Origin of the sequence: Saccharomonospora sp. NPDC046836 (assembly GCF_040645195.1) — a bacterium.
Taxonomy (GTDB): domain Bacteria; phylum Actinomycetota; class Actinomycetes; order Mycobacteriales; family Pseudonocardiaceae; genus Prauserella_A.
In genome coordinates, this window is the sequence record NZ_JBEYXW010000001.1 from 449,261 (window position 1) to 469,872 (window position 20,612).

The window sequence follows — 20,612 nt, forward strand, 5'->3', positions numbered from 1 at the left end:
CCGCTACGAGATCGCCACGGCTACTACGAGACCGAGCGCGAGGTGCGCCGACGCCACGATGAAGCTGGCCGGTGCCAACGTCTTGCTCTCGATGGTCGACCGCACGTCGATGCGGGTGACCCACTCCAGCAGCCGCACGGCCCCCACCTGGGCGACGATGCCGATGAGCCCGTAGACGAGCGAGGTGATCAGGCCCTCAGCGAGGTTCGTCGAGGACGTCCAGATCGCGATCACGATGATGAACGCCATCGACAGCAGACCGGACGCCGTAATGATCACCGCGTTCGGCAACCCCTGCCGCACGAGGTCCGACAGCTTGCCGGGGGTGGTGAAGTCGATCGCGTAGAACCCCAACAGCATCAGGAGCAGGCCGACGATCGCGTAGAGCGCGATCGCGCCGATACCCCTGACCAGGTCGGTCCCGAACGTCTCGGACAGCGCTACGAGCACGGAGTTCTCCCAGGTTTACTTGGTCGTTTCGGTTGTTGTCACGACTGAGGAATGCGGTGTGGGACGAACGCGGCACCGTCGTCGGTGACGAGCCCCGAGGTCTCCCTGATCCCGAGGCCTGCGGCGTTGTCGCCGACGATCCAGGCGCCCAGCACCGGCCGGAACCCTTCGAACTCGGGCAGCGGGTCGAATGCCTGGTAGACGTAGCCTTCGGCGCCGTAGACACCGCCCGTCTGTGTCTCGTAACCCGGCGCGACGATCTGCACGTTCGCACCCTCCCTGCCGAGCTTGGGCTTGCGCACGTACTCGGTGAGCAACCCCGGCTGGTCGTTGAACGCGGGGAGCAGGTTCGGGTGTCCCGGGTAGTTCTCCCAGAGCAGCGCGAGGAGGGTCTTGTTCGACAGCAGCATCTTCCACAGCGGCTCGACCCACAGGGTCTGCGGCAGCGTGTCGACGGCGTAGCGGCCGAACTCCTCCTCGATCACCCATTCCCAGGGGTAGAGCTTCACGATCGTGTTCATCGGCGCTTCTTCGAGGTCGACGAACCGCTTGAGCAGCGGGTCCCAGCCGATCTCCTCGATGGCAAGCCCGACGGTGTCCAGCCCCGCCTCCGCCGCGGTCTCCTGCAGGTACGACGTCGTGATGTGGTCCTCACCGGACGAGTCGCCGCTCGACCAGGTGAAGTGCAGCTCCTTCGACGGCAACGCGGCGCCGATCTCGCCCCAGCGCTCGACGAGCCGCTCGTGGATGGAGTTCCACTGGTCGTCGTCGGGGAAGACCTCGGTCTTCCAGTGCCACTGCAGGACGGCGGCTTCGAGCAGCGACGTCGGGGTGTCGGCGTTGTACTCCAGCAGCTTGGCCGGGCCGCGGCCGTCGTAGCGCAGGTCGAAGCGCCCGTAGAGGTGCGGGTCGCGGCGTTTCCACGACTCGGCGATGTGCGGCCACACCCATTCGGGCAACCCGAACTCGGCGTAGCGCTCGGTCAATACGACGTGGTCGACGGCCTCCAGACACATCGAGTGCAGCAGCTCCACGTCGGCTTCGACCGACAGCACGTCCTCCATCGGCAGGACGTAGTGCACCGACTCGTCCCAGTAGGGTCGCGGCTGCCCTGAGCCGTACCGGGCGGGCGTGCCGTAGACGAGCCCCTGTTCCTCGACGGTGCGCTGCCAGTCGCGCCGCGGGGTGGCCGAGCCCCTCTTCACCTATGAACCTCCGCTCTTGCCGAAGCCGCCGCTGCTGATGCCGAACCCGCCGCGCTGGACGGTCTTGCCGGACCTGGTGCTGATGTTGGCGTTGGCCGGCTTGGTGTACGAGCCACCGGAGACGGTGCTGCCCACCGTGCCGGTGCCGCCGTAGTTGTACCGGTACTGCTGGTACCCGCCGCCAGGCAGCGGCAGGAACAGGAACCCGCCGCTGGAGTAGCCACCGTGGGTGGTGACGTAGGTTTCGTCGCAGTACTGCTCGTTCTCGACGACGGCGTTGCTGCCGTCGGTACACACGGCTGTGACGGACTCCGGGGCGGCGACCAGGTACCAGCCGGCGACCAGGCCCACCAGACCGACCGTGACGCCGCTGCCGATCAGGACCTTGCGGCGGGTCTCGGCCTTGCGCTCGGCCTCGGCGCGCGCTCGCTCCTCCTCGGCCCGGCGCTGTTCCTCCTCGGCCAGCGCCTTGCGCCGTGCGCGCTGCTCGGCGAGCGTCGGTTCGCGGGGTTTGGTTGTCTCGGCGTCCTGAAAGCGCATGGAGCCACGCCGGGGTGGCTCCTCGTCAGAGGGGTTCGCAGGGGTGTCGTCGGTCATGCAGCACTCCGTAACCGAGGGGCTTGCGCTGCCTCACCCTATCGACCCACGGGCAACCGCCAAATCGACCAGGCATGATGGAGTCGATGTCCGACGAGCCCGACCGGTTCCCAGCCGCCCCGAAATCAGCGCTGCGCACGCGCGTGCTGGTGGTCGGCGTCTTCATCGGCGCGCTCGTGGCGATGTCGTTCAGCTGGGTGTTCTCCTGGGGTTTCGAGACAGAGGCCGAACGTGCTGAAGCGGCCGCCGAGGCCGCGCTCACCAAACGCAGGGAGGCGTTCAGCTCACCGCCGGGCAGTTGCCTGACGTGGTCGGCGTCCGATGCCAACGACGTGCGGGCGGTCCGGTGTGCCCAAGACCACCTGTTCGAGGTGGTCGGCGTGGTGGACATCGCCGCCGAGTTCCCGCCGGGCGCCCGCCAGCCGAGCACCGAGAGGTGGCGCACGATCACCGAGCAGCGGTGCGGGGAGAAGGCCGAGCAGTACCTGAAGGCACCGCTGGATCCCGTCGGCAAGCTGTCACTCGGCGTACTGCGACCGGACGACGAGCAGTGGCGGGAAGGCGAGCGCACGCTGCATTGCGGGCTGCAATGGGCGGGCCCCGGCGGCGAGCTGCAGACCCTGCGCGGCCCCGCGGCGGAGGAGAACCAGTCCAACGTCTGGGAGCCGGGAACCTGCCTCGGCATCGAGGGCAAGACCGTCAGCGATCCGGTCGACTGCTCCGCGGCGCACTCCTACGAGATCGTCGGGCTGGTGGACCTCAAGACCCACTTCGAGGACGGGTTCCCTGCGCTCGATGACCAGAAGACGTGGCTGGACACCGAGTGTTCGCGCGTCGTCAGCGAGTACACCGGGGAGGCCGACCTCCGGGAGAAGGGGCTGATCCTCAGCTGGGACCTCCGCGAGCAGGCGAGCTGGGACGCCGGCGCCACGATGGTGAACTGCAAGGTCGCCGCCAAGCTCGAGGACGACAGCGGCCTGGCACCGGTGCGGGGCAGCGTCGAGAAGCAGCCGGATCCGCCACCGACGCCCGAGCCGGACGCATCACAGTCGGCACCCACCGAGCCGAGCGCGGCGAACGGCGGCTGAGCCATGCCGGTGCAGATGACAAGTCGCCGGTTCGAGGAACTCGTCGGGGCCGCGCTGGACGAGGTGCCGCCGGAGTTCGCGAACGCCATGGACAACGTGGTAGTTCTCGTCGAGGACCACAACGACGAGGAGCCGGACATCCTTGGTCTCTACCATGGCGTCGCCCTCACCGAGCGTGGCCACGACTACGGAGGCGTGCTTCCCGACCGCATCTCCATCTACCGCCAGCCCATCCTCGCCATCTGCGACACCGAGGACGACGTGGTCGAGGAGGTACTGATCACGGTCGTGCACGAGATCGCGCACCATTTCGGTATCGACGACGAGCGATTGCACGAGCTCGGTTGGGGCTAATGGGTCACGCGGAAAGGCTTAACCCAGACGAGTCACGCATCTTGCGGCCCCGCAGCAGGCACGATCTGCTCGACTGCGTGGGCGTTGATGTTCCGTAGCTCCGAGCGGCGGCTGAACTGGCTGTTGGGGTCGAGCGCACTGGCCAACCTCGGTGACGGCATCGGCAAGGTCGCCTTTCCTCTCCTCGCCGCTACCGTCACACGCGACCCCATACTCATCGCCGGACTCAGTGCGGCGCAGTTCCTGCCCTGGCTGCTGTGTGCGCTGGTCGTGGGCGGGCTGCTGGACCGCATCGACCGGCGCAAGGCCATCGTGATCGCCAACGCTGCGCGGGCGGTGGTGGTCGCCGCGATGGCCGCGCTCGTGCTGCTCGACGCCGTGTCGATCTGGGTGGTCTACGTGGCCGCGCTCCTCATCGGGGTCGCGGAGACGGTCGCCGACAGCGCGGCGAACGTGCTCATCCCAGCGCTCACCGAGCGAGAGCGACTAGCGAACGCCAACAGCAAGCTGCAGGCCACGGAGATCGTGGGGCAGACCTTCCTCGGCGGCCCGGTTGGCAGCCTCACGTTTGCGATGTTCGCCGCGTTCCCGTTCCTGCTGAACTCGGCGGCCTTCGCGATCGGGGCCGCGCTACTGGCCGCGATGGCGGGCAGCTACCGGCCACGAGGCCCGGCTCGCCCTGAGACGACGCTGCGTTCGGACCTGGCCGACGGTGTGCGCTGGGTGCGCAGGAACCCGCTGCTGCTGCGGCTGCTGCTCGTGGCAGGCGCGGTCAGTCTGCTCAGCGAGCTGGCACAGGCCCAGCTCGTGCTGTACGCGCTGGAAGATCTCCGCCTCTCGCCCGGCGCGTTCGGCGTCTTCGCGTTCGTGGGCGGTATCGGCGGACTGGCCGGTGCCGCGGTGGCGGCCCGGCTGATCGACCGGTTCGACCGGCGCACGCTGCTCAGCGCGGGGATCGTCGCAGCGGGTGCCGGTTTCGGCGGTATGGGCCTGAGCAGCGACGTCGTGCTGTCGGCAGCCCTGTTCGGCGTGTTCGCCTCAGCTGTGGTCGTGGTGAACGTGCTGCTGGCCACGGCGCGGCACACACTGGTGCCCGGCGAACTGCTGGGCCGGGTACTCGGCGTGTGGCGCACGGCGGTGTGGGGTGCGATCCCCGTCGGCGCGCTGCTGGGCGGCGTGCTCACCGATCTGCTCGGCAGCACGAGCGCGACGTTCGCGGTGTCCGGAGCCCTGCTGCTGGTGCTCGCGGTCGCCGCGTTCGTGGCGATCCGCCCGCAGGACCGTTAGGGCTCGCCGGGACCGGACTGGATGGTGGAGACGGTGAGCTGGTTGCCGGGGAGCTCGTGGCGGGCGCAGCCGGTGCCGGATGCCGCGATGTACATCGACGCCGTCTCCTGGGGCGGGTACACCCGCAGACCACGGACATCGGTCGGCTCGCAGACGGCCGGGTCGTAGTTGCCGACCTGCACGAAGCCGACAGTGGCACTGGCCACCCCGCCGGGCTGCAGCGTCACCACTTCACCCTTGCTGCCCTCACGGGCAGCGGCGGGCCCGACCTGGTGGCCATCGTTGCCGGTCACGTAAGAGACACCGGGGAAGCCCTGCAGCGCACACGCCCCGGAGCCGGTGTTGGTGAACCTCAGCGGCCGGTACACGGTTCCCGCGGCGGCGTCCCCATGCCCGAGAGACAGCCGTAGATCAGCGGATTTGCACAACGGCCTTGGGTCGCTCGGCGCAGCCGCCCTCGGCGTCGTGCTCGGCGGGGCCGCCATGGTCGTTGCCGGTGGCGCAGTGGTCTGGACTGCCTCCGCCGTCGTCGGTGGTGGGGCTGTGGTCGGTGCCGCGCTGTCGGGGCTGCCGCCTCCGCAGCCGGCAAGCAACAGGGTCAGGGCCGCGCCGGCGGCCAGTGCCACGTGTGGGACGTTCGCGCGTTTCTTGTTCATCACTCCGCCCTCCCTGTGCTGGGTGATTACCCCATGGACGCGCCATGCACGCAGGGGGTTGTGCCCCACGCTCCACTCGAAAGGCGGAAATCCCGTGACCGACTGCCGTCCCGCTCAGCGGTCCATCGGCATGCCGGTCCAGTCCACACAGAGCCAGCCGCCGTCCTGACGGGCACGCAGTTGCACGATGCCGGTGTTCGGGATGAGGCTTTTGTCCGCGATCTCGGGAGCGACGTTGTCGGCGAGCCATTCGGCGGCGAGCCGGATGGCACCGCCGTGGCTGACCACGACGACCACGCCGTCGCCGTCCTGCTCGGCATGCTTGGCGCGGAGCTCGTCGATGGCGCCGACGAAACGGTCACGCACCTGATGCCCGCTCTCCCCTCCCGGCATGGGCACGCCGAGCTCGCCCTGTGTCCACGAGTGCACGGTCCTGAAGTAGGCCTCGAGAGCCTGCTGGTCGGCACGGTCCTCCAGGTCACCGACGGAGATCTCCTGGATACCCGCGATCACCTGCACTTCGATGGCGAGCTCCGCCGACAGCGGCGCGGCCGTCTGCTGGGCACGGGTGGCCTCGGAGGCGTAGACCGCGGCGATCGGCTCGTCCCGCAGCCGCCCGGCGAGCGCCTGCGCCTGGCCGCGCCCGAGCTCTGTCAGCGGTGGGCCGGGCAGCGCCGTGTTGAGCGTGCGCAGCACGTTGGCCTCGCTCTGGGCGTGGCGGACCAGGTACAACCTCATGCCAGCTCTCCCTTGCGGACGGCGGCGACCCAGTCGGCCGCGTTGACGAAGTCGTCGTTCGCCGCACCCGGCGCGATCGTCGCCGGTACGTCGTCGGCACGGGGGTGCGAGCCGAGGAACCGCACGTGACACCGGCGGCGCAGCGCCGCGAGCGCGTCACCGATACGCGGCTCGGCGACGTGGCCCTCGAAGTCGATGAAGAAGCGGTAGATGCCGAAGTTGCCCTTGATCGGGCGCGCGTCGATCCTGGTCAGGTTGATACCGCGCATTGCCAGCTCGGACAGCAGCTCGGCGAGCGAGCCAGTGCGGTTCGGGGCAGCCGCGACGATCGACGTCCGGTCGGCGCCAGTGGGCTCCGGCAGCTCGCCGGGCGCGCGGAGGAGCAGGAACCGGGTCTGCGCGTCCGGCACGTCGGCGACCCCGGTCGCCAGCACGTGCAGCGGATAGTGCTCCACCGCCACCTGTGCGGTCACCGCGGCGTCGTACTCACCCGCCTGCACCGCCACGGCCGCGGCTGCCGTCGAGGACGCCACCACCGGCCGGGCCTCCGGCAGGTGGCGCTCCAGCCACAGCCGCACCTGCGCCAGTGCGTGCGGGTGGCTGGCCACCGTGCGGATCGGCCCCTCCTCGCCGCGGGTGAGCACGCTGAAATGCACCGGCAGCAACGCCTCGGCGACCGCGACGAGCGGGTCCTCCTCGGCGAGGCCGTCGAGCGTCGCGCTGACCGGACCCTCAACGGAGTTCTCGACGGGAACCACCGCGCCGTCGGCCTCGCCCTTGCGGACGACCGCGAGCGCGGCGTGGATCGTCTCGACCGGAGTCAGCTCGTCAGCGGCCGCGAGCAGGCGCGCGGCCTGCTCGGTGAAAGTACCTGCGGGGCCGAAGTAGGCGATGCGTGACACGAGGCCAAGGCTACGACGGGCTCGGCTGGATGCGCGGCGCCCACCATGCGGGGTGTCGCCGCAGGCGTGTGCGCCAGGTCGTCGTCGCCTGAGAGGAAGTCTTCGTCACGCACTGAGCACGACTACGGGCGTGCAGAAGGTCACAGCGTGTTTCGCCCCGGTAGGGCCTACCGTTAGATGAGCGTTAACCAGATGTACGGCGCCGGCCCATCGACGGGCGAGGAGTGAGCGAATGCCACGGGTCCGTGAGCTGAGCCCTTATGTCGAGTTGCAGCGTGATCAGTGGCGTGAGCTGCGCCGCTCGACGCCGTTGCCGTTGACGGCCCCGGAGCTGATGCGGCTACGCGGGCTCGGCGAGCAGATCGATCTGACCGAGGTCGCGGAGGTCTACCTCCCCCTCTCTCGCATGATCAATCTGCAGGTCGCCGCGCGGCAGCGGCTCTATGAGGCCACGACGACGTTCCTCGGTGAGGACACACGCGACACGAAGGTGCCGTTCATCATCGGGATCGCCGGCAGCGTCGCGGTCGGCAAGTCGACAACGGCGCGCATCCTGCGGACGCTCCTGGCGCGCTGGCCCGACCATCCCCGCGTCGACCTCGTCACGACCGACGGGTTCCTGTACCCGCGGGCCGAGCTCGTGCGCCGGGGCCTCATGCACCGCAAGGGATTCCCGGAGAGCTACGACCGCAGGGCCCTGCTGCGCTTCGTCACCGAGGTGAAGTCGGGCGCCGACGAGGTACGGGCGCCGGTGTACTCGCATCTGGCCTACGACATCCTGCCCGGGCAGGAGCAGGTGGTGCGCAGGCCGGACATTCTGATCGTCGAGGGCCTCAACGTGTTGCAACCCGGCCCGCGGCTGACGGTGTCGGACCTGTTCGACTTCTCCATCTACGTCGACGCGAGCGCCGCCGACATCGAGCAGTGGTACATCGACCGGTTCCTGCAGCTGCGGCACACCGCCTTCGCCGACCCGACATCGCACTTCCACCACTACGCGAGCCTGCCCGACGACGAGGCCCGCGCCGAGGCACGGCACCTGTGGAAGACGATCAACGAGCCCAACCTGGTCGACAACATCCGGCCGACCCGCCCACGTGCGACGCTGGTGCTCCGCAAGGACGCCGACCACTCGATCAACCGCGTCCGCCTGCGCAAGCTCTAGGATCATCGCCGGTTTGCGGCGATGATGTCGTGCGTGAGCATCGGGCCACGCGGCATCCTCGTACGGGTTCTTGGGCGGGTGTGGGTAGAGCACCCCGGCTCCGGCACCCAGCTGGAGGACACCGCGCTGCGTGCCGTCCTCGCGGCGCTGGCCGTGCGACCGAACGAACCCGTCACGCCCGAGGAGCTCATTGCCGCAGGGTGGCCTGGTCAGCCACCCGGCCATGCCGAGGACGCGCTCGGCACGCGGATCTCCCGGCTCCGGACGATGCTGGCCCCCACCGCCGACGTCGTCTGGTCCGGCGAGGGCTACGTACTCCGGCTGGACACCCGCAGGCTCGACGCGACACGCTTCGAACAGCTGGTCGGCAAGGCCCGGCACGCCCGTCCCAGCCCGGCGATCCGGCTGCTGAACCGGGCGCTGGCGCTGTGGCGCGGCCCGCTGGCCTATGCCGACCTGCGTCCTGACGGCCTTGACCATCCCCAGACCGTGCGCCTCGGCGAGCTCAGGATGCAGGCGATCGAGCACCTGGCCCGCTGCGAGCTGGCACTGGGCGACACCGGTGCCGCGGCGGCGCGACTGCTGGAGGTGCTGCGGGTGCAGCCGTTCCGGGAGCAGCTGTGCGCGCTGGCCATGCGGGTGTTGCAGCAGGCGGGCCGCCACGACGATGCGCTCGCGACCTACGCCGCCGTACGCGAGCGACTGGCGGCGGAACTGGGCGCCGATCCCTCCACCGAGCTGCGGGAGACCTACCGCACCATCGCGGGGCGGCAGCCGGAGCGGCCTGCGCATGCGTGGCCGGTGCGTGCGGCACGGCACCCACCACCGACGTCCCTGGTCGGCCGCGACAGCGAACTGGCCCGGCTGACAGCACTGGCCCAACGGGAGCGACTGGTCACGGTCACCGGCCCCGGCGGCGTCGGCAAGACGCGCCTGCTACTCGAAGCATTGTCTACTGTGGATACTGTGGTGGCCACGGTGGAGCTGTCCACTGTGGGCGCATCGGAGGTACCGCTGGCGGTGGCCGCCGCGCTCGGTGTTCATGCGCGGGGTGGCGCCGAGGAGATCACCACGGCGATCGCCGACTGCCTTGCCGGTGAGCGGGTGCTGCTGGCGCTCGACAACTGCGAGCCGGTGCTGACCGCGGTACGCACGGTGGTGAAACGCATCCTGACGCGCTGCCCGCGGGTGACGATGCTGGCCACGAGCCGCGTTCCGCTGGGCATCGGCGGCGAGCGTGTGCTTCCGCTCGCACCACTGCCCGCCGATGCCGCAACGCGCCTTTTCCTCGACCGCGCCACGACACGACATAGCGCACCGCCCACAGTGGACGGCCTGCCACTGCACATCGAACTCGCGGCCGCGCACGCGACGAGCCATGGCGCGGCAGCGTTGCGCGGTATGCCACGGGACGCCGTCACGTGGGCAGCCGACGGGCTGGCCGAGGCCGATCGCGAGCTACTGGCGGCACTCACCGTGTTCCACGGTGACCTCGACCTGCCCGCCGCGGAGGCGGTGACCGATGCCGCGGAGGGACTGTCCAGGCTCACCGCCGCCGGACTGCTCACAGTGGACGATCGCGGTAGCGGGCCCCGATACCGGATGCCGGAGCTCGTACGGCAGCTCGCCGCACGGCGGTTCGCCGGATCGCAGGCCGAACGCAAGACGAGGGACAGGCATGCGCGCTGGTGTCTCGACTTGGTGAGCGCTGCCGCCGCCGAGGCGCTGGCGGGTGCCGACCAGGCCGCGGCCGAGCTGGTACGCCGCCATGCCATGGACATCGGTGGCGCGTTGCGCTGGGCGAGCGAGGAGGAGCCGGGGTTGGCCGCCGAGCTCACCGGCAGGCTGGGGCTGTTCTCGCCACATCGGTCCGATGTGGACTTCCTAGCCTGGCAGCTGCGACTCGGCCAGGCCGAGCACCCGCTGGCAGGCGCCGCCGCGGCAAGGGCCACCCTGCGGTTCGGTGACGCCGGTGAGGCGGTGCGCCGCGCCGAGCATGCGGCAGCGCTGGCGAGCACCGCCGAGGAGCGCTACCTGGTGCTGCACACGATGGCACTCGCGTACCGGGAGCTCGGTGACCCGGCGCGTTCCGCCACCGCGTGCCAGGCGCTGCTGGCGATGCCGGAGCTGCCGCCGGCCTGCCACGCCGACGCCCACAGCATCCTGTCCCTGCTGGCCGCGGATCGGGGCGACCTCGGCGAAGGGTCACGTGCGGCGAGCACGGCCAGGGCACTGGCGGCCTCGGCCGGCGCCGCCGCACAGCACGCGTTCGCCTGGTACGCCGAGGGCGAGGTACGCCTTCGGCACGAGCTGGCCGACGGCGTGGCCGCGCTCGCGCGGGCCCGCGCCGAGGCACACGCGGCCGGAGCCACCGTCGTGCACAGTGCTGCAACGGCAGCGCAAGCGGCGGCGCTGGTACGGCTCGGCCGGATGCCGGAAGCCGCGAAACTGCTGCTGTACACGCTCGACCACGGCCGCCGCCAGCGCTGCCATGCCCGGCTGCGCACCGCCGTCCTGCTGGCGGGCACCGTGCTCGACGCCGTGGGCGAACGCGAACCCGCGCGGGCACTGCTGACGGACCACGACGAGCCGGCGGCCGTGGTCGGGGCGGCGACGTTGGCAACGGCCGCACTCGGCCACGTCTTCGGCACACTGGCGCACTGATGCCGTCACGTCGCCGGGCCTTGCTCACGCTCGCGGTGGTCGTCACCATCGTGGCCGTGGTGTTCGGCAGCCTGTTCGCTTTCCAACGCAAACTGATCTACCTGCCCTCCGGCGGGCCGTTGCCCGCTGCCGCCGATGTGCTGCCCGGTGGCCGGGACGTCACGCTCACCACCGCGGACGGGCTGCGGCTCGGAGCCTGGTTCTTCCCTGCCGAGAACGCCGCCGCGACCGTGCTCGTCGCGCAGGGCAATGCGGGCAACCGCGCGTTGCGCGTGCCCCTCGCCCGTGCGCTGCTCGAACGCGGGCTTTCGGTGCTGCTGCTGGACTATCGCGGGTACGGAGGCAATCCGGGAGCCGCCACCGAGGAGGGGCTCGCACTCGATGTGCGTGCGGCGCGCGCCTTCCTCGTCGGCGAGGAACGGATCCCGCAGGACCGGCTGCTGTACCTCGGCGAGAGCCTCGGCGCGGCAGTCGTCACCGAACTGGCCACCGAGTACCCACCTGCGGGCCTGGTGTTGCGCTCACCGTTCACCGACCTGGCCGCCGTCGGCAGGCGGCACTACCCCTTCCTGCCGGTCAGCCTGCTGCTGCTCGACCGTTTCCCTGTTGCCGAGCGGATCTCGGGAGTGCGGGCGCCGGTCACCGTGGTCTACGGCACCGCGGATTCGATCGTGCCGCCCGAGCAGAGCCTGGACGTCGCGCGCCGGGCGCAGGCACGCACCGTCGCCGTGGCCGGTGCGGACCACAACGATGCGGTGCTTGTGGACGGACCCGAGCTGATCGGCGCCGTCGTCGACCTGCTGCCGTCGTGATCGTCGCGGAGCGCGACCGACATCGTCCGATCGGCCGATCACGACGTGCGAGCACTAACCGGTTGGCCGATACCACCGTCGCACGTCCGCGGCGACTCTGGTGAGGACGAACGACAGCCTGGAGCAGGGGAGGCACACCGATGCTATCGATCATCCTGACCTGGGTCGGCGCGATTCTCGGTATAGCGGTACTACTGGCGATGGCGTGCGGCGCCTTCGTTCTCGACTTCGACGATGCCAGGAACAGCCGCGCCCAGCGGCGGCCGGAGGTTCGCGAGAACACCACGCCGACGACCTGAGCCGGGGTCAGGACCGCACGGCTTTCGGCAGCGCGATCCTGGCCTTGCGGATCTCCTCGAGCAGTCGCGTCTTCCGGCGGTGCGTCTCCACCAGCTCGGCGAGGTACACCGCGAACTCCTCGGTGGCGCCTGCCCGTTTGTGCAGTGTGCGCAACCGGCGCAGCTGCGCCGCGGCCCGCACGTACTGCTGTGCCCCCTTGTGTCCGATCAACTCCTCGACATGCGCGCGGTAGACGGCGATCAGCTCGGTGGCGGGCAGTTCCGCCGCCGCCTTCCAGGCCTCGTCACCACGATCGTCGGCGAGCAGGGCGCGAACGGCATCGGCCGGCCGCGCTGACCGGGCCTGTTCGAGCGCGTCGACCAGCGGGCCCCGGCGAGCACCGCCGTCGTTGCCGAGCGCCTGCGCGGCGTGCGCGATAGCCTCGGCATGGCGCCCAGCCGCGCGCAGTACACGCACGATCTTGAGGCTGACGTCCAGCCGCGGCAGCTGTTCCGACAGGATCCGGACGACCGTGTCGACGTCGCCGGTGACCTCCGCGATCTCCTGGTTCAACCGCTGCGCGGTGCGCCTGCGCGCGGCGGTGTCCGCACTCTCCGGCTCCCCCAGCACGTCGTCCACAGTGGACTTCACCTGCTGGATTCCCGGTTCGCCGAGCGCCGGCGCGAAGTCGGTCAGCGAGATGTCCGGCCAGCCCTGTGCGCCGAACGCCATGCGCAGGAACCATTCCGCCAGCTCCCGCGGTGGCGGGGGGTGCGCCACGGACGCACGTGCGTACAGCGACACCGCGCGGTCGAGCTGGTCGATGGGGACCCCGCCCGGCTCGGTCTCCGCACCGAGTGCGGTCGTGAGCCGGTCGATCGCCCTGCGGGCCAGCGGCGCGACATCGGCCTGGGTGCCGCCGTCGAGCAGCCGTTGCAGTGTGTCGAGCACCGAGGCGAGCTGCACTGACTCGGCGGCGGGCGCGGTGTCGTCGAGCAGGTCGCTCACCTCGGCGAGCTCGCCGCCGTCGACACGCGCCAGCAACCGCCTGCGCAGGTCGGGATCGCGCTCGGCTTCGTCGCAGACCAGGTCGGCCAGCGTCTCCGGGTCGAACGAACGGAGGAACGCACGCAGGTCCGATTGGCGGGTCACGCGATCATGTTGTCACGATTCGCCCGTCAGTTGGTCACCGTCATGTGCGGATCGGTCGCCGACTGTGGTTGCCGCTGTTGCGGGATCACGACCTCGTCGAGCCGCCGCACCGTGAGCGAATCCTGCAGCCGCAACGCGTTCACGGCGCCGAGCGGGCTGCCGATCGGCGCCGACCGGACACCTTCGAGGTCGGCGAGCAGGAAGAGTCGGCGCCTCGCCCGGGTGACCGCGGAGCCGAAGGACCGCATCCGGTCGGTCCAGTCATCGGCCGTGAGGTCCACCAGCACGGTGTCGAACTGCCGTCCGGGCACGGTGCGGGCGGTGCCGACGGCGACGCCGAGCCGATCCCGCACCGCCTCCAGCCAGGCGCCCGCCTGCAACCGGTTCGGCGCCAGCACTGCGGTGCGGTCGGCACCGGCCACGAACCCCATGACCGCGCTGTACTCCACCGGCTCGCCCGCCGTGTCGAGAAGCACGATCTCCGGCCCGGCGGCATCGCCACCAGCCAGCACCGCGTAGCCGGTGCTGTTCGCCAGCGTCCGCACGCCCGCGCCGAACCGGTACTGGCGGGTGAGCACCACGCAGCCGGGGTGCTGCTCGGCGTCCTCGGGGCTGCCGATACCGCAGTGGCCGAACGCCGTGGCCAGCGTCCACCGACGTACCTCTGGCATGGTCTTCAGCGTCGCCGGACGGACCCGGGGGCCCGGCTGGCGGAAGTCACCGAACACGACCGCGGTCTCGCGTGCCTGTGCGATCGCGAGGAGCACGTCGGTCAAGCGGGCGGAGCCGGCATCATCGACCAGCACGACGTCGAACGGGCGCGGCGTGACGGGGAGCTGGGACGCAGCGGTTCTGACCACGGACGCGGTGCGGGCGTGCTCGCTGACCGCGTCGCGCCGCTGCTGGTGGGCCCGCTCGCCGAGCCACCACAACCGCTCCTCGAGCCTGCCCCGCCGGGCCGCCCGATCCTTGCCCCGCCTGTGCAGCCGCTCCAGCGTGGCCTGCAGGTCGGGCAGGCCACGGCGCAGGCATTCGGCGTGGAACCGATAGTCCTGGTCGGAGGCCAGGCCCACCGAGCGCAGCTGCGCGATCTTGCCGCGTATGAGTTCGAGGCGGGTGTAGGCGTCGGCTTCGGCACGGGCTGCGGCGTCGAGCTGCTCGTACGCGGCGGACAGGGCCAGCTCCAGTTCCGTGGCACCGTCGTCGGTCAGCGGGTGGGCGTGCCGGAGGCAGTCCTCGGTCCGTGCCGCGAGATCCGCGCGCGCCGTCTCGGCGGCACGCAGCGCCGCGTGGTCGGCACGCCTGCCCCGGTAGATCCGGCCCCTTGTCGCCAACCGCTCGCCGAGTTGGGCGAACTCCTCCTCGCGCTGTGCCAGCTCGGCGGCGAGCGTGCGCGCTTCGGCCAGCTGTGCACGCTTGCCGGCTGTCGCCTCCCACTCCACCCGCGCGCCACGCAACCCGGCCTGCGCCGAGGCGAGGCCGGCCGCCGCGTCGTCGTGACGTCGTTGTTCCCCGGCGAACTCCGCCTCCAGCGACTGCGACTTCGCGTGGTTCTCGATGCGCCTGCCCGCGGCGAGGAAGGCATCGTGGTCGTATCCGGCGAGGCCGGCTTGCAGTTCCGTCATCCGCTGCTCCGCGGCGGCGAGCTCGGCGAGGTCCTCCTGGATGGCCAGCCGCTCCGGGTCATCGTCGGCAGACAGCGGGGCATCGTCGGCGGCGACGATGAGCACCCGCTTGCCCGCGCGGGAGAGCTCGGCGGCCGCCTGCTCGATCAGCCGCGACTTGCCGGTGCCGGGCGGCCCCCACACCAGCCGTATGCCGGGGGTGAAACATGCCTGGTAGGCGTCGTCGTCGGCCGAGTCCAGCTCACCGGCGGCCAGCTTGTCGGCCAGTGGCGCCGTGGTCACGCGGCGAAGCTCCCGTGCCAGCCGCACGAGCTGGGCGCGCGGTGAGGTCTGGCGTGCCCACACGCGGTCGCAGCCGGGTGGCAGCGGGCCGGTGTCGTACAACCAGAGCACGCCGTCCCTGACCTCGGCGCCCGCCGGGACGGCAGGCCCATGGCGGGGACCATCCGGCCCGGCGACGCGGAGGTCGTCGATCGGGTCCACCCGTCGTCCGCGAAGGTCGACCGCGTAGCGGCCGTCGCCGGTCTGTTGTAGCCGCCCCAGCTCGTTCCATTCGCCTGCCCGCCGGGCGTGTACGAGTTCTGCCTCGACCGCGCATGCAGCCTCCAGCCGCCAATCGGCCATACCACCCCTTCCAGCTCGGCTTCGAGTAAACCAAGAGTGGCGGTTCGGGTACAGAAAGTAATCCTCCAGGGTGATCGGGGCGGTGTGATAGGCAGACGGTCGTGACCCTTGACGACCTCGCCCAGCGCCTGCGGGACTTCGCCGATGCCCGCGACTGGCAGCCCTACCACACCCCGAAGAACCTGGTCATGGCTCTGTCCGGGGAGGTCGGCGAGCTCACCGCACTGTTCCAGTGGCTGACGCCGGAGGAATCGGCCGCCGCGCTCGCCGATCCCGAGCTGAAGGCCAACGTGCTCGACGAGCTCGCCGACGTGCTGCTGTACCTGACCCGGCTCGCCGACGTCCTCGGCATCGACCTCCTCGAAGCCGCGAACGCGAAGATCGACCGTAACGAGCTGCGCTTCCCAGCCACTGGGCGTTGATCCACTAACCTTGTTGACTGCGGCCCGACGGGCACCGAAGCAGCCACTTCGTCGCTGCCCCCACCCGCACGTGGATACCTGCGTGCCCAGTGGGGGAAGAAGTGGCGCTCATCCGGGAGACTGCCGAGAACCTGCTCGCCGAAGCCAGAGCGGGGCAACTGACACAACGACTTCAGGAACAGGCCAGGCTCACACTCCGCCACCGGGTTGGTGCCGGTGAAGTGCGTTCGTGGGAGCGGAGCATTCCCGCGATGCTGACCGACCTGGTCGACAACGGGCTCGGCCACGTCGAAGTGGTGCTCGAGTACAAGCTGCCGCACAGCCCCAAACGCGTTGATGCGGTGCTGTGTGGCACGCATCCGCGTACCGGGGAGGCGTCTTTCGTCCTGCTGGAGCTCAAGCAGTGGTCACGCGCCGAACTCGTCGCGGCGGACCTCGTCCAGCTCGATGCCTACGCGGAGCCGGTGCTCCATCCCGCCGAGCAGGTGCGCCGATACTGCGAGTACCTGGTCGACGAAACGCCCGCGCTGGCTGAAGGGCCCGGCGCGGTGCATGGAGTCGCCTACCTCCACAACGCACTGGGGCAACAGGTGTCGGCATTGCGGCAGTACACGCCGAGCGAGTACGGCCGTATGTACACAATGGACGAAAAGGCCGAGTTCCTCGCATTTCTGCGCTCGGTGCTGGATCCAGCCGGTGAGCGCGATGCCGTGTGCAAGGCGGCGGACGATCTGCTGTCCTTCCGCCACGCACCGTCCAAACCGCTGCTGAGCCTGGCGGCCACGGAGATCCAGGAACGTGAGCAGTTCGTGCTGCTGGACGAGCAGCAGGTTGCCTTCCGGTCGGTACTGCATGCCGTCGAACGTGCACGGGTTGCCCGTACGCAGACGGTCGTCGTGGTGGTCGGTGGTCCCGGTTCGGGCAAGAGCGTGATCGCGTTGAGCCTGCTGGGAACGCTTGCCCGCCAAGGGCGCCGGGTACACCACGCCACCGGGTCCAGCGCCTTCACCAACACGATGCGCAAGGTCGCGGGGCGGCGCGAGGCTCGGGTCAAGAACCTCTTCAAGTACTTCAACAGCTACCTGGACACCGAGCCGCGATCACTGGACGTGCTGATCTGCGACGAGGCGCATCGCATCCGTGAGACGAGTGTCAACCGCTACACCAAGAAGGAGCTGCGCGAGCAGGCCCGGCCCCAGATCAGGGAGTTGATCGATGCCGCCTGGGTGCCGGTCTTCCTGCTGGACGAGAACCAGACGGTGCGTCCAGGTGAGATGGGCTCGCTGCGCGAGATCACCGCTGCCGCGCAGGCTCTCGACTGCCGCGTCGAGGTGGTCAACCTAGCGGGGCAGTTCCGTTGCGGCGGCTCGGCGCTGTACGAGGACTGGGTTGCCCGGTTGCTGGGGCTCGACCGGCAGCCTCCGATCGCGTGGTCGGCTCTCGCCGGCACGAGCGACGACGACTTCATCGTGACCAGTGCCGCGTCACCGCAGGCGATGGAGGCCTGGCTGCGTGGCCGGAGCAAGGGTCATGGCGGAACGGCACGCCTTGCTGCCGGCTACTGCTGGCCGTGGAGCGATCCGGCGCCCTTCGGTGATGGCAAGGCGCTGGTGCCCGACGTGCGCATCGGCGAGTGGGCACGGCCGTGGAACGCCAAGCCCGGCAAGCGAGTGCCGGACGCCCCGGAGTCGTACTACTGGGCATCGGACGAACGTGGCTTCGGGCAGGTCGGCTGTATCTACACTGCTCAGGGCTTCGAGTACGACTGGGCAGGTGTGATCTTCGGGCCGGATCTCGTTCGGCGCGGCGACAGCTGGGTCGCACGCAGGCAGGAGTCCCACGACCCGGCGGTCAAGCGGGCCGATGAGCTGCACTTCGCCGCGTTGATCCGCAACACCTACAAGGTTCTGCTGACCCGCGGAATGCAGGGTGTGTGCCTTTACTCCACGGATGCGGAGACCCAGCGGTTCCTCGAATCGATGACCGGGTGACCTAGAACTTCGTCTTCGGGCGCTGCTGTAGGACCCCGTCCACGTAGACGTCCACCCGCTCGTCGAAGAACGCGACAAGGCCCGCGATCCGCTCGCTCTCCGGCACTGGCATCCGGTACGACCAGACGATGTCGGGCACCAGCTCATCGCCCGCGCGGACGGACCAGTACTCCGCCTGGCCCTTGTACGGGCAGTGCGTGACCCGGTCGCTCGGTTCGAGCAGATCCTGCCGCACATCGGTCTTCGGCAGGTAGTAGCGGGTGGGCAGGTTCGTCTCGAACAGCAGCCGCGGGCTGTGCGAGTCCGCCACTGTCACCCCGTTGACCTCGATGCGCACGTGGCGCGAGCTCGGCAGGATGTCCACCCTGGTGCGCGGATCGCGCGGATGCACGTAGACCTCCTCGTCCTCCTCGAACCAGGAGTCCATCGACTCCCAGTCGAACCGGATGTGGTCACGCAGCTGCGCGAGCGGGGAGTCCGGATACGCCGTCACCGCGTCGGTGGCCTCCCGGTCGCCGATCCGCAGGCTGGAGATCGATCCCTCGCCGCGGCTGGGTGAGTGCCGTGTCTGTCCAGTTGGGACGATCAGCTCCGTGTGCACGTCCTCGCGCGGGAAGTAGTAGGTCGGGTAGTACGGCACCTCCCACACCAGCAGCGGCCGCGTCGTATCGGCGACCAGCTGCCCCGCGAAGTACGTCCGCACCCGCTTCGCTCCCTGCTCGGCGCGGACCTTGCCTCGGTTGTCGCTGCTCACACTGGGCCCAACGCGTGACGCTGGTGGGATATTTCGCCAGTAATCTCAGGGTATGGCCATCGAGGTGTTGCTCGTCGACGACCACGAGGTGGTCCGGCGCGGGCTGCGGGAGCTGCTCAGCGACGAACCGGACATCGAGGTCGTCGCCGAGGCGAGCTCGGCCGACGAGGCGATCGCCGTCGCCATGCACGTGGAGCCGGACGTCGCCGTGGTGGATGTGCGGTTGGGCGAGACCGAGAGCGACGGCGTGGAGCTGTGCCGTGAGCTGCGGGCACAGCCGAACCCGCCACAGTGCCTGGTGCTCACGGCCTTCGACGACGAGGAGGCCATGATGGGGGCGATCATGGCTGGGGCGTCGGGGTACCTGCTCAAGCAGGTCCGCGGGCAGGACGTCGTCAACGCCGTGCGGGAGGTGGCGGCAGGCCGATCGCTCCTGGACCCGCTGACCACGGCTCGGCTGCTGGAGAAAATGCGTCACCCTGCCGAACCCGACCGGCTCGCCGAGCTGAGCGAGCGTGAGCGCAGCGTGCTGGACCTGATCGGTCAGGGCATGTCCAACCGGGAGATCGCCGAGCGCCTCTTCCTCGCCGAGAAGACGGTGAAGAACTACGTCACCTCCCTGCTCGGCAAGCTCGGCATGCAGCGCCGCACGCAAGCGGCGGCCTGGGTCGCCCGGCATGGCAACAACCGCGGCACGTAACGCTCAGCCGAGCGGCAGGTCGAACGCTACGAGCGTGCCCAGGCTGGGCGAGGAGTTGATGAAGAACTTGCCGCCCGCACCCTCGGCGCGTTCGGCGAGGTGCCGTAGACCGCGCTGGGCGACGTCCCGTGGCACACCGCAGCCGTTGTCCCGGACGCGCAGCCGCACACCGTCGGCATCGCGCTGCAGCGTGACCCGCGTTTCGCTCGCACCGGAGTGCCGGACCACATTGGACAGTGCTTCGCGCAGCGCGGCGCGGACGTGGTCGGCCCGCTCGGCGGGGATGTCGGCGAGCTCGCCGGACAGTTCCAGCGTCGGCGGGTAGCCGAGGAGTTCGCCCGCGATCCGCACCTCGGCGCGCGCGGATTCGGCGAGATCCGTCGCGGCCCGTTGCGGCTCCTGCGGTTCCGGTTCGGGCGAGCGCAGCGCGCGCACCGTGCCGCGGATCTCCTCGATGGTCTGGTCGAGCTGGTCGATCGCCTCGCCGAGCCGCGCGCCGTCGGCTCCGGCGAAACGCCTGCGCATGCGACGCCGAACCCGGTCGAGCTGCATTCCCGCGGCGTACAGCCGCTGCACGATCACGTCGTGCAGCTCGCGGGCAATCCGTTCCCGCTCCTGGTAGAGCGTCACGCGGTGGCGGGCGTTGGCGCCCTCGGCCAGCGCCAGCACGACCCCGGCCTGGCTGGCGAACGCCGTGAGCACCTCCACCGTGCTCGCCGAGAACGGCTCCCGCGACTGCCCCCGGTAGACGTTCAGCACCCCGAGCTGGCGGCCACCTGTCCCGAACGGTGCCGCGGCGAACGGACCGTAGGACAGCAGTTCCGGTGGCACGAACCGGGACGTGCGGGGGTCGCTGGTGACGTCGGCGGTGACCACCGGCTCCCCGCCTGCGGCAACCCGGCCCGCGGCGGACTCGGCTGGCAGGACGAGCCCGAGCAGCCCCGCCGTGGCACCACCATGAGCGGCCTCGACGGTGACGCGGCCGTCATCGGCCCGCACCATGACGAGGCCGAGGTCGGCGTCGGCGAGCTCGACGGCGTGGCGCACCACGGTGCCGAGCACGGCGCCGGGATCGTCGCCGGACAGCGCCGTCGTCATGATCTCGGTGGCCGCGGACAGGGCACGCGCGGCAAGTGTGGGTTCCATC

20 protein-coding genes are annotated in these 20,612 nt (G+C 70.2%); 10 read left to right on the forward strand and 10 right to left on the reverse strand.

The features are described 5' to 3' along the window. Nucleotides 1–3 precede the first annotated feature (3 nt). Genes ABZ863_RS02280 through ABZ863_RS02290 form a run of 3 tightly spaced genes read right to left on the reverse strand, consistent with a single transcriptional unit; the run spans nucleotide 4 to nucleotide 2,252 of the window. The gene (locus ABZ863_RS02280) at nucleotides 4–450 is read right to left on the reverse strand and encodes a DUF350 domain-containing protein (RefSeq protein ID WP_358529987.1); all 447 of its coding nucleotides are present in this window, start codon (nucleotides 448–450) and stop codon (nucleotides 4–6) included. Between the two features lie 38 nt (nucleotides 451–488). After that, nucleotides 489–1,655 carry a glutathionylspermidine synthase family protein gene (locus ABZ863_RS02285; protein ID WP_358529990.1) on the reverse strand — a complete coding sequence of 389 codons (1,167 nt, stop codon included), beginning with the start codon at nucleotides 1,653–1,655 and terminating at the stop codon, nucleotides 489–491. Beyond that, entirely contained in the window at nucleotides 1,656–2,252 is a 597-nt protein-coding gene (locus ABZ863_RS02290) for a hypothetical protein (protein ID WP_358529993.1), read from the reverse strand. Between the two features lie 86 nt (nucleotides 2,253–2,338). On the opposite strand from ABZ863_RS02290, the gene ABZ863_RS02295 reads away from it, so the two are divergent. The 3 genes from ABZ863_RS02295 (at nucleotide 2,339) to ABZ863_RS02305 (ending at nucleotide 4,981) form a co-directional block, all read left to right on the forward strand. Further along, nucleotides 2,339–3,340 (forward strand): septum formation family protein, encoded by a 1,002-nt coding sequence (locus tag ABZ863_RS02295; RefSeq protein WP_358529995.1) that lies wholly within the window; start codon nucleotides 2,339–2,341, stop codon nucleotides 3,338–3,340. A gap of 3 nt (nucleotides 3,341–3,343) precedes the next feature. Next, nucleotides 3,344–3,694 carry a metallopeptidase family protein gene (locus tag ABZ863_RS02300; protein WP_358529997.1) on the forward strand — a complete coding sequence of 117 codons (351 nt, stop codon included), beginning with the start codon at nucleotides 3,344–3,346 and terminating at the stop codon, nucleotides 3,692–3,694. 87 nt (nucleotides 3,695–3,781) lie between these two features. Further along, the gene (locus ABZ863_RS02305; RefSeq protein WP_358530000.1) at nucleotides 3,782–4,981 is read left to right on the forward strand and encodes an MFS transporter; all 1,200 of its coding nucleotides are present in this window, start codon (nucleotides 3,782–3,784) and stop codon (nucleotides 4,979–4,981) included. Here ABZ863_RS02305 and ABZ863_RS02310 read toward each other — a convergent pair. The 3 genes from ABZ863_RS02310 to pheA all read right to left on the reverse strand — a co-directional run bounded on the left by ABZ863_RS02310 (nucleotide 4,978) and on the right by pheA (nucleotide 7,277). Next, nucleotides 4,978–5,637, reverse strand: a complete 660-nt coding sequence (locus tag ABZ863_RS02310) for a DUF4232 domain-containing protein (RefSeq protein WP_358530001.1) — start codon at nucleotides 5,635–5,637, stop codon at nucleotides 4,978–4,980. The two genes, ABZ863_RS02305 and ABZ863_RS02310, sit on opposite strands and share 4 nt — an antisense overlap. Before the next feature lie 114 nt (nucleotides 5,638–5,751). Next, nucleotides 5,752–6,375, reverse strand: a complete 624-nt coding sequence (locus tag ABZ863_RS02315) for a histidine phosphatase family protein (protein WP_358530003.1) — start codon at nucleotides 6,373–6,375, stop codon at nucleotides 5,752–5,754. Next, entirely contained in the window at nucleotides 6,372–7,277 is a 906-nt protein-coding gene (gene pheA, locus ABZ863_RS02320; RefSeq protein WP_358530005.1) for a prephenate dehydratase, read from the reverse strand. Before pheA ends, ABZ863_RS02315 begins: the two co-directional genes overlap by 4 nt. A 232-nt stretch (nucleotides 7,278–7,509) precedes the next feature. On the opposite strand from pheA, the gene coaA reads away from it, so the two are divergent. From coaA to ABZ863_RS02340, 4 genes are all read left to right on the forward strand, one after another. Then, complete coding sequence (gene coaA / locus ABZ863_RS02325) at nucleotides 7,510–8,442, forward strand: type I pantothenate kinase (protein WP_358530007.1); 933 nt, start codon at nucleotides 7,510–7,512, stop codon at nucleotides 8,440–8,442. Nucleotides 8,443–8,475: 33 nt separating this feature from the next. Continuing rightward, nucleotides 8,476–11,106 carry a BTAD domain-containing putative transcriptional regulator gene (locus ABZ863_RS02330; RefSeq protein ID WP_358530010.1) on the forward strand — a complete coding sequence of 877 codons (2,631 nt, stop codon included), beginning with the start codon at nucleotides 8,476–8,478 and terminating at the stop codon, nucleotides 11,104–11,106. Continuing rightward, on the forward strand, nucleotides 11,106–11,918 hold the full coding sequence (locus ABZ863_RS02335) for an alpha/beta hydrolase (protein WP_358530013.1): 813 nt from the start codon (nucleotides 11,106–11,108) through the stop codon (nucleotides 11,916–11,918). Before ABZ863_RS02330 ends, ABZ863_RS02335 begins: the two co-directional genes overlap by 1 nt. Nucleotides 11,919–12,058: 140 nt before the next feature. Then, on the forward strand, nucleotides 12,059–12,217 hold the full coding sequence (locus tag ABZ863_RS02340) for a hypothetical protein (protein WP_358530016.1): 159 nt from the start codon (nucleotides 12,059–12,061) through the stop codon (nucleotides 12,215–12,217). A gap of 7 nt (nucleotides 12,218–12,224) precedes the next feature. On the opposite strand, the gene ABZ863_RS02345 is transcribed toward ABZ863_RS02340, so the two are convergent. Both ABZ863_RS02345 and ABZ863_RS02350 read right to left on the reverse strand, forming a co-directional pair. Then, entirely contained in the window at nucleotides 12,225–13,349 is a 1,125-nt protein-coding gene (locus ABZ863_RS02345; protein WP_358530019.1) for a hypothetical protein, read from the reverse strand. Nucleotides 13,350–13,375: 26 nt separating this feature from the next. Then, nucleotides 13,376–15,598, reverse strand: a complete 2,223-nt coding sequence (locus ABZ863_RS02350) for an AAA domain-containing protein (RefSeq protein ID WP_358530022.1) — start codon at nucleotides 15,596–15,598, stop codon at nucleotides 13,376–13,378. Between the two features lie 101 nt (nucleotides 15,599–15,699). Between ABZ863_RS02350 and ABZ863_RS02355 the strand changes: the two genes are divergently transcribed. Both ABZ863_RS02355 and ABZ863_RS02360 read left to right on the forward strand, forming a co-directional pair. Further along, entirely contained in the window at nucleotides 15,700–16,020 is a 321-nt protein-coding gene (locus ABZ863_RS02355; protein WP_358530025.1) for a nucleotide pyrophosphohydrolase, read from the forward strand. Nucleotides 16,021–16,109: 89 nt separating this feature from the next. Beyond that, nucleotides 16,110–18,011 (forward strand): DUF2075 domain-containing protein, encoded by a 1,902-nt coding sequence (locus ABZ863_RS02360; protein ID WP_358530027.1) that lies wholly within the window; start codon nucleotides 16,110–16,112, stop codon nucleotides 18,009–18,011. 1 nt (nucleotide 18,012) lies between these two features. Here ABZ863_RS02360 and ABZ863_RS02365 read toward each other — a convergent pair whose 3' ends face one another. Then, complete coding sequence (locus tag ABZ863_RS02365) at nucleotides 18,013–18,765, reverse strand: DUF427 domain-containing protein (RefSeq protein ID WP_358530029.1); 753 nt, start codon at nucleotides 18,763–18,765, stop codon at nucleotides 18,013–18,015. A gap of 52 nt (nucleotides 18,766–18,817) precedes the next feature. Between ABZ863_RS02365 and ABZ863_RS02370 the strand changes: the two genes are divergently transcribed. Then, nucleotides 18,818–19,465 carry a response regulator transcription factor gene (locus ABZ863_RS02370; RefSeq protein ID WP_358530031.1) on the forward strand — a complete coding sequence of 216 codons (648 nt, stop codon included), beginning with the start codon at nucleotides 18,818–18,820 and terminating at the stop codon, nucleotides 19,463–19,465. 3 nt (nucleotides 19,466–19,468) lie between these two features. Here ABZ863_RS02370 and ABZ863_RS02375 read toward each other — a convergent pair whose 3' ends face one another. Further along, nucleotides 19,469–20,611: a GAF domain-containing protein gene (locus ABZ863_RS02375; protein WP_358530032.1), complete on the reverse strand. Its 1,143-nt coding sequence runs from the start codon at nucleotides 20,609–20,611 to the stop codon at nucleotides 19,469–19,471. Nucleotide 20,612: the final 1 nt, after the last annotated feature.

What these genes read in the sequence shown, in the direction of transcription:
- ABZ863_RS02290 (WP_358529993.1), bottom strand. Translation starts at nt 2,252, where the DNA reads ATGACCGACGACACCCCTGCGAACCCCTCTGACGAGGAGCCACCCCGG.
- ABZ863_RS02295 (WP_358529995.1), top strand. Translation starts at nt 2,339, where the DNA reads ATGTCCGACGAGCCCGACCGGTTCCCAGCCGCCCCGAAATCAGCGCTG.
- ABZ863_RS02300 (WP_358529997.1), top strand. Translation starts at nt 3,344, where the DNA reads ATGCCGGTGCAGATGACAAGTCGCCGGTTCGAGGAACTCGTCGGGGCC.
- ABZ863_RS02305 (WP_358530000.1), top strand. Translation starts at nt 3,782, where the DNA reads ATGTTCCGTAGCTCCGAGCGGCGGCTGAACTGGCTGTTGGGGTCGAGC.
- ABZ863_RS02310 (WP_358530001.1), bottom strand. Translation starts at nt 5,637, where the DNA reads ATGAACAAGAAACGCGCGAACGTCCCACACGTGGCACTGGCCGCCGGC.
- ABZ863_RS02315 (WP_358530003.1), bottom strand. Translation starts at nt 6,375, where the DNA reads ATGAGGTTGTACCTGGTCCGCCACGCCCAGAGCGAGGCCAACGTGCTG.
- coaA (WP_358530007.1), top strand. Translation starts at nt 7,510, where the DNA reads ATGCCACGGGTCCGTGAGCTGAGCCCTTATGTCGAGTTGCAGCGTGAT.
- ABZ863_RS02335 (WP_358530013.1), top strand. Translation starts at nt 11,106, where the DNA reads ATGCCGTCACGTCGCCGGGCCTTGCTCACGCTCGCGGTGGTCGTCACC.
- ABZ863_RS02340 (WP_358530016.1), top strand. Translation starts at nt 12,059, where the DNA reads ATGCTATCGATCATCCTGACCTGGGTCGGCGCGATTCTCGGTATAGCG.
- ABZ863_RS02350 (WP_358530022.1), bottom strand. Translation starts at nt 15,598, where the DNA reads ATGGCCGATTGGCGGCTGGAGGCTGCATGCGCGGTCGAGGCAGAACTC.
- ABZ863_RS02370 (WP_358530031.1), top strand. Translation starts at nt 18,818, where the DNA reads ATGGCCATCGAGGTGTTGCTCGTCGACGACCACGAGGTGGTCCGGCGC.
- ABZ863_RS02375 (WP_358530032.1), bottom strand. Translation starts at nt 20,611, where the DNA reads ATGGAACCCACACTTGCCGCGCGTGCCCTGTCCGCGGCCACCGAGATC.